The organism is Cupriavidus sp. 2TAF22 (assembly GCF_052115045.1).
Taxonomy (GTDB): Bacteria; Pseudomonadota; Gammaproteobacteria; order Burkholderiales; family Burkholderiaceae; genus Cupriavidus.
In genome coordinates this window covers 85,520-98,763 of sequence record NZ_JBFRFX010000008.1, presented here as the reverse complement: position 1 = coordinate 98,763, position 13,244 = coordinate 85,520, and the positions used below count along the sequence as shown (strand labels likewise).

The following is a 13,244-nucleotide window of genomic DNA, read 5'->3' as shown; positions in this document are numbered from 1 at the left end:
ACCCTACGATGGGAGGGAAAACTCGATCGCACAAGGGCACCGTACGCACGAACGCGACAACCCGGCAGTCCTGCTCGCCGGGTTACCGCGTAATGTTGACGCTGCATTATGCCCCGCCCTGTCCCTCTTGTTCATGCTGGGCAGCGAGTTCGCTCAGCACCAGAGTCTCGTGCGCCAGCCCGGCGGCAAGCGAGAGCAGATGCCCCTGAGGATCGTCCGCAAGGTCCTGGCCAACGGTGGCGCCGTCTTGCGTGACAGTGAGCAGCGCGTGGAGCTGCGCGGCCTTCTCACCCGCCAGGCTCAGCGGGTCTTCACATGGGAAATGGGCCGTAATGAACATGTCGGCGCCGGTGTGTTCAGCAGTGATGCCGTAGCGGGTGTGCTTAACCATGGAACACGCTCCTTTGCATCGCGTTGATGCATCCAGAGGCGGGGGCGAACTGCGGATGTGTCGATTGCAAGCAATGGGTGACGGGAATGAAGGACATGGAGTGACCTCCTGTGCGAACAGGTTTGACAAGGAGCCGCGCGGAGCGGCTCGACGTCCTTTGTGAACGGGCTGTCAAACCCAATCGCCGTGGATGCGACACGCGAAGTCTAGATGCCAGCAAAAATCCAAGCCAGCTAAAGTGCTTCGAGCGTCGCCCACAGTGGACAGGGAGATGAGTAAGCATGGGTGCCTCGTACGTTAGCGGTAAGAATGCCGCCTTGCGGCGGTCGTCCGTCTACGTATTGCGGGCTGCTATCCCCGGCCACCGCGGTTGCGGCGACTGCAGAATCTTAGCGAATCAAGTCTTGAAGGGAACGTCCCGTTGTCTCATGCGGGCCCGCGAAGTGCCCGGCACTCAACCCCCACCGCCGAACTCGTGCCTCCGCTGTTGTCGCGGACTGAGCCATGGCTGCTGACTACGTTTCCCTGATGTTCGCAATTCGAAGTTGAGTGGAGTGAAGCGGTCGCCCGGACGGCGGCGCATCCACCCCCTGCTATCCCCCTCGCCTTAGGGGAAAAGAAATACACCGGCGAGCCGTACACTTCCCGGATGAATTTTTGCGGCGCTGCACCATGAGCATCTACCTGCTTGGCTTTCTCGCCTTTGAGGCGCTGTGGTTCTTTCCGTTCCGGAAGGTCTTCCGCACCGCCCGTTTCGAATCGGGCTACGAATACCTGGCGCTGATTCCGCTGGTTGGGCCCTTGGTCTGCCTTTGGATTCTCGCCTTTAGACCCTGGCCGCTGAAAACGCGACTGGTGCGCTCCTTGTCGTCCTGAATAAAGAAAGGTTCATCGCCGATCTGCAGGCGACTGAAGGCCGGAGAACGACCCCTGTCAGCCGTTCAATCCAGCGTCGCCCCGACGGCAGCTTCCAGGGTGCTGCAGCCGGCCGGTGGCTAACCTTGGCTAGCGGATGTACCGCGCTTGCGGCACCGACGCGTTATGTAGTCTGCGGCAACATCCCTCCAGATATTGAGGGACCTTGGGCTCGCTCTAGCTCCCGGCCTGTATCTCGCGCCCGTTCAGCGGTTGCGTCGGCCGCGCATTCATCTTGTACAACTTGCGGAACGCCGCGAGCTGCGCCGATGACAGGCTCACTGGCGTCTTCATCACCACCCACCGCACATCTTCGCTGCACGGCGGCGTCGTCAGCGATCCCATGAAGGTGTAGTTGCTGCGATCCGCCGGCAGCAGGTCGCCAGCATTGATGTTGCCATCCAGCCGCCGTTTCTCGCCTTCCTTCGCCGGCAGGTTTGCAAAGACTGGCCGCAGCGTGGCATTTGACTTCCCGGTGCGGAACAGCACGGCGATCGCCGCCAGCTTGCCGTCCGCGCTCTTGTGTACCAGATGGGCGACCAGTGGATAGGCCTTTGCGTTGATTTTCTCTTCGCTCGGGGTGTGGAAGTGGAACTGCACGAGCTTGTAGGCCACCCCGTCGAGGGTAAGGGTGCCCCCGTTCTCGGGCTCGATCTGGATGGTATGGCCGTTGTTGATGACCTCTGCGCTGGCAGGCATATGGGAGAGGCCAACGGGTTGGGCCGTCTTGCCGGTCACCTTGCGTGTCTCGATATTGATCGGTGACTGCCGGTGGCCGATTCCACACACCGCGTAATCCGCTTCCAGACCCGCCCAGTGCCTTGGGTCGGTCTTGCCCTGGTAGGACCAGTGCACCTGCTCCGAGGCATGGGCCAAGGGGGTGAGAAACAAGGTTCCCAATGCTGCGATCACGATCCGTGCTTTCATCTGATTACCTCACGTTCTGAAAATCGCTTAACTCAGGCGCGGAGGCCGGCTCCGGCGCGGCCAGCGCACCATGGCACCAGAGGTGCCGGAATCGTGCAGACGCCGGCTTGCGGGCCCGGTCGGGCTACCTCCATGTGCGCAGGAAAGTGTATAGGAAATGAAGATGACATCGGGCACCGTGAATTCCCATGTTGCCCAACGGCAAGGTACTGGTTGGGGTGGTGGTGTGGGAGTCCTGTCCTCGTCAGAACTGTTCCACCGAGATCGATGCGCACATGTCCGCGGCGCGCGCTGGCAGGTCTGCCAGAGCATCGTCTCCACGAAGCTGACGTTTGAATGTCTCGGGGGCGCCGTGCGCGAACGGCCGTAGGGCGCTAAGACAGCTCTCGGCAAGCCTTCGTCTGCGGCAAGGGCGCCGTGTGCCCCCGACGAGGTGCGGAAAACACTCCCCCAACTCCCTGCGTAACGCACTTTTGAGCACCTTCCCCGCCGCCGACAGCGGTAGGCTGTTGCGGAACGCGAAGCTCTTGGGGCATTTGTACCCTCTATCCTGCGTTTGCGGACGGCACACTCTCGTTAACGACTCGACGCGCGTTTTTCACGTCTCGCTTGAAGTTCAACCAGGCCCTTCGATCGCCGGGGGCACAGGGGACGATCAACGCTCTTGCCCAGAAGGAGGCAGCAGGCCGCCGTGTCTGCCTCCCCGCGTAAATCTCCAACCCTCCCTAACGAGCCGGCGAACAAGGACGTCATCTCCTTTCCGGGGGAATACTTCATCGCACGGTGCCCGTCGAGGAGTATCGAGCCAGATATCTCGTCGACGACAAAGCGATCTTCGCAAATGCGGCGATTGCACCGATGCGAGGGATTGGCGGACTGTAGTGATACCCGCTGCGAGATCCCGCGTTCTGGAAGAAGCGTCCAAGCGGATCGATCATGATGTATGACTCGACCATGTCGACATTGTTCTCGGCGCGCAGTGGCAAGCCGTATCCGGAATGACGTTTCACGAAGGCGGCGAACTGAGCGTCGGAGACGCCGAGCTCGGATGAAATGATCGGGAGCATCTTGAGCACCTTCCACTTTTCCGGTGCCAGTTTGCGTATCAGCGGTGTCATGTCTTCATCGCAGTTTAGTGCGTTGACAACCGTATTGATTTTCAGGCGGAGTTCTGGATTGATGCGTCGCGCGGCCGCAATGCTTCCTTCCAGCGTGTCGGGCGTAATCTGCCGTCCTTGTCTGTCACGACGACCGATTTCTCGGTTGCTCGCACTACACGCCGAATCCAGACTGACGCCAAGCAACGACAGGTATTCGGCCAGCGCTTCCGCCAGTGCAGGAGTCAGCAAGCTGGCATTGGTGATGATCGAAACGCCAAATCCCAGTTCGCGCGCAAGCGCTGCAATGTTCAGGATCTGCCTGCTATACAGGAGCGGCTCGCCGCCGGCCAGGTTCAGCCGGACGGACGTCCATTTGAATGCAGGCGTAAGCGGATTGGTCGCGTTCCCGGGAACAAAGAACGTCTGCAGTTCTTGGAGCAGGCGCGTCGTGCCAGCCCAGTCATGAATCAGTTCTCGACGGGACTCGGCGTTGTCCCATTTGGCATAGCAATAACGGCAACTGTAGTTGCACGCTTCGGTCACATGCCAGTTGATGACCAACTCGCGCGAGATGGGCTGATGCTCTTTCTTGGCTTGCAGCAAGGACACTCTCCGGTGGATGCGGGTTCCCCCAGATTGCCCGTAGTGCGGCCACCGCGAAATGAATCTACCCGTCCCCTCGATCGCGCCGGATCGAAAGGCGGGGGACGCCAAAGTTCATTGGATTCTTTCCCTCCATCGCAGAGAATGAGGATCACTATCCACTTCTTAGGATGCTTCCATGGCCGTCCTGCCGACCTTCGAATCCGTTCTGCTCGAAATCAGCCAGTGCATCGGCCTTGAGCGTCTGTCGTCAAAAGATCAAGGGAAGTTCGTCAAACTCGAAAAGAAGCTCAAGAGTCACCTAGCCATACTGAAAAGCGAGCTCGAAGGGATTTTCGATGCGCTCGAATTGAGCGAAGCCGCACGCCGCGATGCCTCTATCAATCTGGACGATTGGACGGGCTTCCATCGTTCCCTCTCTCAGAATGTCTGGACATTTGATGCAAGCGCTCAGCAGGTTGTCTGGCATATGTGCGCCTTCACCTACGCTCCAGCGGCAGGACGCCTGATCGCAAATTGGAATCTCGTCGAGCCCTTTGACCACGGCATGCCCGGCGGTGAATTCTGGTTCCTTCCCAACGTCGACCAGACGACGAAACAGATATCCCTTCCCGTGCAGCACGTCGTCGATTGGCTTATGGATCTTCTCGGCCTGCCGATGGATCAGGTCGTACTCAGTCTGGGCGGCGCCAAGGCTAGAGACGACGCCGATGCGCCCGATTCGATGGAGCGGACACTCTACAAATGGCGGAATGGGACGATCCCCAGGATCCAGTCGATCAAGGACTATTTTCCGAATGACGCCACCATGGAATTCAAAGGCACCCTCGACTTGTCCGGTGAGCTGCCGCACGAGGAACGGATCGCCGCCGCGCTGACCTTTGTTCATCGCAAGAAGCTGGACCCGGAAGCGCTGCGTTCGCAGATCCCGATGACGCAGCCCGGCCGCATTGAAGCTGTCATGAACGACGAGGCATCGACCGAAGAGCAAGCGGAATTCGTGCGGCTGCTCGAGGTTCGCTATGCCAGGCCGTCGATGCGCACCATTCGCCAGCGCCTCCGCATCGCGCGTGCGGTGCAGGACGGCTACAAACGTCTCGTGGAATTTCTGTGTCCGGGCGTTGCCTTCACCTGTCCTAACGCCAATGAGAACAAAGTGCTGCAGCTCTTCGCCCTCTTTCGGATCAGCTACAACATAACCGTCGAAGCCTATAAGTGCGCCGAAAGCGAAGTGGAACAGGACGCCTGGTTCGAGCATCGTCTTCCGCCTCTGGAGCGAGCGACGGTTTTTCTGTCGATCGCGCCTTCGCAAAGGTTGTCCGCCAAAACCGAAGTCGCCGATCTGCTGACCCACCGCTTCACGACCCTAGACTCGCAGGCCCCACTTGACGACTTTTTCGCGATGGATAGCGCGGATGCGCTACGCGTGGCCCAGACGAAGGGCTTGTTGCTGAGCGACTTTATCGAGAGCAGGAAACTGGAGATCGATCTGAAGGACCGGGCCCGCAGGTCCTCGCCCTGGCGAGCATTGCAGGCGGAAACTGACTACATGGCGGTTAGCCAGTTGGCGTTGTCCTCCGACGCCTCGCCAAGGGCGCGCCAGGCGGCTATTGAGCGCATGAGACAACTCGCGCAGTCCCCCCAACAGGTGGTCGGCGCACTCGTGTGCGCACTTGGGAACCTTCTCAACTGCGGCTCCTCGGACCGGCCCCACGACGTCGAACAGCGCGTCGAGGCGCTGCTGCAAGAAGCGGAGCGCAGTCCTGCGCGCGCTACCTGGGCGTTGCCGCTTCTGCAATATCGGGCGAAGCACTGCCTCGCACGCAATCAATTCGAGGAGGCGACAGAGCTTTTCAAGCAGGCTATCGACTCCGGCTATCAGCGCAACTTCGGATCGATGTTCGGCGAGGCGGCGCGCGACCTCTTAGCGACACTCGTCGCGGACCGGCGACTCGATCCCGATAAGCACGAGCGACCGTATCGCATCATGCTGGCGAATAACATGATAGAAGGCGATCCTATAAACATCGACATAAAGGACGTAGCGAAGGTCGTCGCCGAATACTTCTGGGACACGCTCTACAAGCCCTATCCGGGCTACCCGAGGGAACGGCCAATCGCCGAGGCGCAAGTGAAGCAAATCATGGGCGAAACATTCCGGATGATCGAAGAAGGAGATTGGGACAGTCTGCAGCGCTGGTTCGACGATAACGCCAAATCGTTCGGCAACAAGAAGTTGGACAGCGTGCGAGGCGATTCCGTCCTGCTGTGTTGGTTGAAATTTCTCAACGGGCTCGAAGCGAGTATGCCGCGCTTGCACACCATGATTCCGAAGGGGCTGTCCGACGATGTCAGTAGGCTTGCCACGCACCTCGAAAGGCGCCGCCACGCGATCTGCCTTCTACTGAGAGCGTGGCCTGAACAGGCGAACCTGACGGATTTCAAGCGGCAGAGCCCGCTTATGCTCTCGGCTGATCGCGGCGACGTCCCGATTGTTCGCGCCGTGCTCGATGCCGGCGCTGTTGTTGACCAGCAGGACCATCTAGGCAGAACGTCAATTCACGCCGCAGTGAAAGGCGGGGGGGCCGAGTGTCTCGCCGTCATTCTCGCGTACCACCCAAATCTGCAAATAGTCGAGGATGGCGAGAAAAGCAGCGCGTTGCATACTGCCGTCAAGCTCGGACGTGCCAAGATCGTGCACATGCTGGTAGATTATGATCCCGGCTTACTCCACCTTGACAACGCGAGTGGGTTTACGCCGCTTGAACTTGGTGAGCAGATACTGCGTGATTGGTCAGTCTTCGAGCGCGCAATGAACTACAACCACGTGAAGATCGCAGACCGGAGCGACTATGTCTCTTGCGTGGAGTACCTACGTTGCATGACTAGCGGTAAATAGGAGGAGTCACACCCAGTCGCCCTGCTCCACCGGATCGATATTCGGCCTTCGGCGAGCCGTTTTCGCGACTTTTGTATCCGTGAGTGATGGTGATCGGCCGATTACCAACGGGAAGCAGTCGGCTGAAAGTTTTCCGAATGGCAATGGCGGACGGCAGTGACCGGTCGAACGCGGACTCGCCTGCACCGGCGGAAACGCTCAGGAACGCCGGTGTTTGGGGGCGGACTTGGTCGGCTAGTCAGGTCGCGGGCGGATAGCTGGCCCTTGCCAACCCGCTTCTGTCATTCGTCATTAAAATGGGGTAACGTCAGGTTTGTGAGGACTCTGGTCAACTCAAACCATAAGCAAGTGCGCGCATAGAAGAATGGACAATCAATCAGGGGCGGCGACAGTGCAAATTTTTATGCTGACGGCTAGAATGACCTTCCATCTGTTTCGCCATGAATTCCGCTATGACGCGTCATTGGTCTGAAGACCCCTACTGGACGGAGGCTGCCCACCGCTTCTATGAGCTTCGCGAAGAAGGAACGAAGCAACTCGTCATTGACCTCGATGCCATCGACGAGACCCTATACGACGGGGATGGTCCTGCATACCGGGCCCTTGAGGCCATGCTCTCGGTGCACGAGCATGAAAGCATGGATGGATTCCGCGGGGCTCCTCGAATTGTCCTGGCGCTGCTGCAGATACTCAGCGAACAAGACCGCAACTCCAAGAAATAACGCCCATGCCCAGAGTTATCTACGTGCTGAAAAACGAGGCCATGCCCGGTCTTGTGAAAATCGGGCTCACCACCGATAGCGTCGAATCCCGCATTTCCAATCTAAGCTGCGGCACCGGAGTGCCGCTGCCGTTCGAGTGCCACTTTGCCGCCGAGATACCGGAGGAGATCAATCTGAACAAGCTGGAGAAAACTCTCCACCAGCTATTCTCCGAACACCGCATTAACCCAAAGCGAGAGTTCTTCAAAGTCGAGCCAGAGAAGGTCGTGCTGGCACTGAGCATCGGCAACTTCAAGGAAATTACCCCAGGCAAAGCCGACATCGACCCCGTCGAAGTGCAAGCCATGGAAAAGGCGAAGGAACAGCGCCGATCGCGTATCAATCTTGCTGCGCTCGGTATCAAGGCTTGCGACATCCTGGTGCTGGCTCGGGATGAGAGCATCACGGCAACAGTCCTCGATGGCGGTAAGGTCAGCTTCAAGGGCGAAACCATGAGCCTGTCCGGCGCCGCCCTGAAAGCCCTCCAGGACATGGGATACAAATCGAGTTCGGTCAGCGGTTCCGACTATTGGATGTTCGATGGCGAGCTGCTGGACGAGCGCAGAGTCCGGCTCGAAGCGAAGCAATTCGAAGAACAACCGGCCTAACCAAAAGGGACCCCCCCACCCATTGGTGGGGCGAGGGCGCGCACGCGACGGCGCTACCGACGCATCTCTGCCATTCGGAACAGCTCGCGTCGAGCGACTGTTGGACTGCCGCTCGTCACCGGGCGTATCGGCCTACGCAACCGGCACACATCCATTCCCCATCGTCGTAGATACCCCCGGTCATGTCGCCGCGGCAGTTGCACCACCCGCAGACTGCGAGAATGCCTTGCTGGCGGTCTGTGAGGTGCCTGCCGCCACGCTGACCTTCACGCTCTGCGAAGCCGGCTTGAGAGGAAGGCAGTTGCTTGCGGTCCGGGGGGCTCGCGAAGCAGCCGCAATTCGTACACCAGCGGCCGCCGTAGTGCGCGATTGTACTCACCTTGTGACATCTCCTGCAGGCGGTCGTTTCGTCATTCTCGCCCTGACACACGGGCTCGCACACGAGTTCGTCCATGCTCTCCAGACGTCGACATTTCAACCCGATCTTGTTGAGGTAGGCCAGCAAGGGGTCGAAGCCCTTGTCTCTCGACAAGACAAAGCACTCTGTCTGTGGTGCGGTCTCGATCATTCGGCCGAGTTGGAATGCGATGTGGAAGTCCAGTGCATTCTTGCCACTGCCTTCGATTTTCAGGAAGTCAACGCGCTGGAACCTGTGCGCGGTGGCGGGCTTGGTGACTGCCTTTGGTGGATTCTGATTCGCGCCGACGAAGATCATCGCGCTATAGCTTTTGTCCAACGGCGAAAGGTCAATCTTGTGGACGTTCTCGTAGTCCACCAGCAGGAGCTTCCTAGTCATGTCTTTGCAGCCAAAATGTACGTAAGCTGGAATTGTGGCTCGTTCAGGGCGGCTATGTACTCCCGCCGCCCCATACTTTAGTGGGGGGGTTGCCATCAGGTCGTCGCCGCTAAGATGTTAGGTCGTGCATACACGGGGGAAACGGCACAGTGGGCGTCCAGGATCGAGACTACACGCGGGACCGCGAGAGATTTCGCGACGGACACATGAAATTGCCACCGCGCCGACGCGGGTCAGGACTGACGGTGGGCCATGTGGTCATCGCGGTTATCTTCGGGTGCATCGGCTTACTTGCTGTTCCGATGTGGAAGCTATTTGGGCCTCGCGACTACAGCCTACCCACGCCGCCGTGGGCCGAGGTGCACGGCAGCGACGGCATAGGGCAAACCACAACGGCCGGATCGTCGTCCGACCCCGAGCGGCGCATCCTTGGCCAGATTCCGAACTCAATGCCTGCCCAGCCTGCAACGCCGCCGACTCCGTCTGCCCCCGCCCAGCCGTTTCCCGACAATGGCACCGTGCTGACATTCCAGCAACTGCCGGAAGGTCAGGCCGCAGGATTTACCGTCGACGCAATGGCCAGCAGCAGCCTGAACATCGTTAAGCTTGAGGAATGGAACACCCAGCGGCCGGTTCTGGTGACATTTGTACGCGGAGGGACGGTGTCCAGTATCAAGGTTCCCTTCGGTGTATATCGGGTCAAGATGGCGGGGGGTGAAGCCTGGTACGGGCTTGACGATCTCTTCGGCCCTTCCACGCAGGTGCAGGTCGGAGACAAGCCGCTTCAGTTCTACTCAACCGGGGACACCATTACTGGCCATACCCTGTATCTCCAGCGCACGCCGGCGGGCAACTTCCCTACCAGCAGGGAAGGCAGGCGCGCCTTCTGACCATCTGGAATCCCGTTGCGTTCCGATCAATTTCCTTGGTGCTCTGGGGGCTAGGCTGGATCGTCGAAGGGTTCGCAGCTACGCTGTTGGTGACCCGGTGCTGCGCTCCGGCGCAGGCTACTGTGAATGCTGAGTGCCTGCTTTCGCAAGCGAACACCGCCCGCTTCTGGCAGGCAAGCGATCTCCACCAGTCGTGAGCCGGTCGGCTCTTACCGATCCCATACCTGTCGGTCGTCACGGGGGCACATCAATGGCCGTTTCCAAGGTACAACGTCCCTTGATGTCGGCATGGAAAGCGTCGCCAATTCGGCCGACGCAGACCTGGACGGTCGAATGATCGACCAAGATGCCACGCTCGGCCATCCTCTGTTCGAGATGACGCAGACCCAGTGCTGGCGCTGGCGGGCCGCTTGGGCTACTCTGCCGCATAGGCTTAAAGATCAACTACGGGCCGATCGCTCATGGCCCCGGCACACATCCGCCCGTGTATCGTCGAACTGCCTTTCGCCTGCGCGGCCTGTGCACCGTGGCCGCATTGTGCGCCGCCACCGGCGCGGCATCCGCGCCGCTGTCGTTCATCGATCCGGAGGATGGCCAGTTCGACGCCAGCGACTACCTGCTCAACCACAAGGGCGCGCTGCCCGTGCCGATCGTCATTACGGAGCCGGCCGTCGGCTACGGGGCCGGATTCGGGCTGCTGTTTTTCTCGGAGTCGGTTGCGCAGGCGCGATCCGGCGAGAGCGGGCCGGCGCCGCCCAACATCACCTTTGCCGGGGGCCTCTATACCGAGAATGGCACGTGGGGCGCCTTCCTCGGGCATTTCCATACCTGGGATGGCGACCGCTACCGCTACCTCGGCGGCCTCGCCAAGGTCGACGCGCGACTGGACTATTTCGGCGTGCTCAATCAGCCGCGCGCCTACGAACTGAGCGGCGCGGGAACCGTCCAGCAGTTCCTGGCCCGTCTCGGCAACAGCCGCTGGTATGTCGGCCCGCGCTACGCCTACTTCGATGCCACCACCACGTTCAGGCACGGCAGCAGCGCGCCCGAACTGGGCGACATTTCGCGGGGCCAGCGCATCGGCATGGGCGCGCTGGTGGTGGATTACGACTCGCGCGACAACATCTTCTACCCGCGTCGCGGCACCTACGCCGAACTTGAGCTCCAGTTCGCCCGGCCCGGCCTGGGCAGCTCGAACAGCTTCGACCTGTACAACCTGCGCGGCTACCACTGGATGCCCATTGGCAACACGTTCGTGCTTGGCCTGAGGGGTGACGGCCGTATGTCGAGCGGCCAGACGCCGTTCTACGCACAGCCCTATGTCGATCTGCGCGGCGTGCAGAAGGGCCGCTACCAGGACCGCAACGCGCTGGTGGCGGAGGCCGAACTGCGCTGGAACGTCACCCCGCGCTGGAGCGTGCTGGGCTTCAGCGGGGTGGGCAAGGCATACGGCCACTGGCACAGCTTCGACGAGGCGCAGAACGTGGTCAGCGTCGGCGCCGGCTTCCGGTACCTGGTCGCCCGCAAGCTGGGCGTGGCGGTCGGGATCGACGTGGCCCACAGCAGGGACCAGAACGCCTTCTACATTCAGGTTGGCAGCGCCTGGCGTTAGCCAGGCTCAGGCCGTCCCGGCGAGCGCGCCATCGCGGGCTCAACCGACCCACCCGCGCGCAGACTTCGAACATTCCCTGGCGGAAGTAAGTAAGCCCTGACGAGATGGCTCTGGCCGGTCGAAGTTCTGCTATCTCCCATCTCCGGCCACATGACTGGTGTGAACTTGCTGCATGACGGCGGGTTCACAAGAGCCTATTGAGAGCTACACCAGCGAAGCAACGATTGCCGGCTCCGCATTGGAAGACCGCGTTGGCCGATCAAGTGACGTCGGCAGCCGGCGATTGAATGACTGTTTGCTTGAGTGGAACTGCCGCATAAATGTCCATGCGGAGCGTCAGACGAAAGTCTCTTCCTGGCCGATCTCGGAACTCGAAGGTCGCTCACCTGGGGCCCGCCGGCCGCCCGCGCAGTGAGCTTCCATACCCGACTGCGGACTCAACCGTTCATTCGACACCGCGCTGTCGTAAGGCCGGAAGCTTCGTGACGAAGCCACCTTCGACACCATCACCCAATGGTCGAGAATTGATTGGTCCCCGTTTGTTGTACGGCTCTGACATCCCACTTCGGCGTAAGCGGACTGAGGATGGTTCGTTGGTAGATTGCACGTTTCAGCGCTTTCGGACCGATGACACATGGCGATCTTCGGATGGGCTAGACAGGCATGCGCGAGTCTGGTGATCCTCCTGGAATGTAGCAATGCCGTCGGTGCGAGCGATACCTGTGCCCATTTCCTTGGAGAAGCGGTTCGGATCGACGCCCATGACACTGTTCCCACGCGTGGTAGGGAGGGCGCTGTGTTTCCCCGACCTCGGGCCATGCTCGCCAGGTAGTATCGCTGCGGGACGATTCTGGAGAGCGAATCCCCCACACACGGATACGACGGCGCTGAAAGAGGAGGTGCTGGCCTACTCAGCAGGCTCCCCGGCATTCGTTTCCCGGATCGCCGGCTATCGATGTGCGGATGGCCGGCTGCTCTATGCCACGATCCTTACCGATGCGCCAAGCAGACGAGGCTCTAGCTGCCCGTATCACCTAGACGGAGCCGAAGTGCGTTCACCAAGGCGTTGCAGATGCGCAGCAGCCCCCCCTTTGGTGAATTCTCGGGTCGAGGCAGACATAACGGCGATGGGTTCTGCAGAAACATCGCTTACGGTTTGTCACAACCTCATCGTCAACGCCAAATCAACGTGGATCGTTTTCACGGGTAAGCACGGCAACTTGCTGTGCCTCTAACCTCAAAGAAGGATTCATCATGAAGAAGCTGTTCGCCGCTGTCGCCTCCCTCGCCATCACCGGCGCCGCTTTCGCCCAAGGCGTTGCCCCGGCTCCCGCTGCTGCCCCGGCACCGGCCGCTGCGGTTGCGCAAGCCACTCCGGCTCCCGCTGCGAAGGCTTCCGCCAAGACCGCTACCCATAAGCACGCCACCGCGCACGCCAAGGCCACCAAGGTGAGCACGGCGAAGGCTGCTGCTCCGGCCGAAGCGAAGGCCACCCCCGTCGCGGCTGAGAAGGTCGTGACGACCCCCACCGCCACGAAGCAGTAAGGCGGCGTCAGCGAGGCGGGCGGAAGGGTAGTCGTTCGAGCCAAACCTTCCGCAAGCCTTCAGCGGCTTCTCAAGAAAGCAGCCGACCGATAGGTCGGCTGCTTTGTTCTTGGCTATCGCGATCGGTGACTTCTGTCCTGAACGTGATCGTGACGCCGGCTGCCAGGCGCGGCCGTTTGGGCTCTTACCCGGCGAGC

Annotated in this window: 11 protein-coding genes; 7 read left to right on the top strand and 4 right to left on the bottom strand. The window is 60.4% G+C overall.

Annotation, left to right across the window (positions count from 1 at the left end; all coding sequences use genetic code 11):
* Nucleotides 1–106: 106 nt before the first annotated feature.
* Complete coding sequence (locus AB4Z48_RS12045) at nucleotides 107–391, bottom strand: hypothetical protein (protein ID WP_441614165.1); 285 nt, start codon at nucleotides 389–391, stop codon at nucleotides 107–109.
* Nucleotides 392–1,063: 672 nt separating this feature from the next.
* Here AB4Z48_RS12045 and AB4Z48_RS12040 point away from each other — a divergent pair.
* Nucleotides 1,064–1,267: a hypothetical protein gene (locus AB4Z48_RS12040; protein ID WP_441614164.1), complete on the top strand. Its 204-nt coding sequence runs from the start codon at nucleotides 1,064–1,066 to the stop codon at nucleotides 1,265–1,267.
* A gap of 216 nt (nucleotides 1,268–1,483) precedes the next feature.
* Here the strand turns inward: AB4Z48_RS12040 and AB4Z48_RS12035 are convergent, their stop codons facing one another.
* Nucleotides 1,484–2,233: a carbonic anhydrase gene (locus AB4Z48_RS12035; RefSeq protein ID WP_441614163.1), complete on the bottom strand. Its 750-nt coding sequence runs from the start codon at nucleotides 2,231–2,233 to the stop codon at nucleotides 1,484–1,486.
* Between the two features lie 773 nt (nucleotides 2,234–3,006).
* Nucleotides 3,007–3,936, bottom strand: a complete 930-nt coding sequence (locus tag AB4Z48_RS12030; protein ID WP_441614162.1) for a viperin family antiviral radical SAM protein — start codon at nucleotides 3,934–3,936, stop codon at nucleotides 3,007–3,009.
* 178 nt (nucleotides 3,937–4,114) lie between these two features.
* Here AB4Z48_RS12030 and AB4Z48_RS12025 point away from each other — a divergent pair, with 178 nt between their 5' ends.
* The 3 genes from AB4Z48_RS12025 (at nucleotide 4,115) to AB4Z48_RS12015 (ending at nucleotide 8,204) form a co-directional block, all read left to right on the top strand.
* On the top strand, nucleotides 4,115–6,835 hold the full coding sequence (locus AB4Z48_RS12025; RefSeq protein ID WP_441614161.1) for an ankyrin repeat domain-containing protein: 2,721 nt from the start codon (nucleotides 4,115–4,117) through the stop codon (nucleotides 6,833–6,835).
* A 452-nt stretch (nucleotides 6,836–7,287) separates the two neighbouring features.
* Nucleotides 7,288–7,557, top strand: coding sequence for a hypothetical protein (locus AB4Z48_RS12020; protein WP_441614160.1), 270 nt, complete (start codon nucleotides 7,288–7,290; stop codon nucleotides 7,555–7,557).
* A gap of 5 nt (nucleotides 7,558–7,562) precedes the next feature.
* Entirely contained in the window at nucleotides 7,563–8,204 is a 642-nt protein-coding gene (locus tag AB4Z48_RS12015; protein ID WP_441614159.1) for a GIY-YIG nuclease family protein, read from the top strand.
* Between the two features lie 115 nt (nucleotides 8,205–8,319).
* On the opposite strand, the gene AB4Z48_RS12010 is transcribed toward AB4Z48_RS12015, so the two are convergent.
* Nucleotides 8,320–9,000, bottom strand: coding sequence for a PIN domain-containing protein (locus tag AB4Z48_RS12010; RefSeq protein ID WP_441614158.1), 681 nt, complete (start codon nucleotides 8,998–9,000; stop codon nucleotides 8,320–8,322).
* A gap of 206 nt (nucleotides 9,001–9,206) precedes the next feature.
* Here AB4Z48_RS12010 and AB4Z48_RS12005 point away from each other — a divergent pair, with 206 nt between their 5' ends.
* The 3 genes from AB4Z48_RS12005 (at nucleotide 9,207) to AB4Z48_RS11995 (ending at nucleotide 13,047) form a co-directional block, all read left to right on the top strand.
* Nucleotides 9,207–9,890, top strand: a complete 684-nt coding sequence (locus AB4Z48_RS12005) for a hypothetical protein (RefSeq protein ID WP_441614157.1) — start codon at nucleotides 9,207–9,209, stop codon at nucleotides 9,888–9,890.
* A 508-nt stretch (nucleotides 9,891–10,398) separates the two neighbouring features.
* Nucleotides 10,399–11,502, top strand: coding sequence for a BamA/TamA family outer membrane protein (locus AB4Z48_RS12000; protein WP_441614354.1), 1,104 nt, complete (start codon nucleotides 10,399–10,401; stop codon nucleotides 11,500–11,502).
* Between the two features lie 1,254 nt (nucleotides 11,503–12,756).
* A complete protein-coding gene (locus AB4Z48_RS11995) occupies nucleotides 12,757–13,047 on the top strand; it encodes a hypothetical protein (protein WP_441614156.1) in 291 nt (96 codons plus the stop codon).
* Nucleotides 13,048–13,244: the final 197 nt, after the last annotated feature.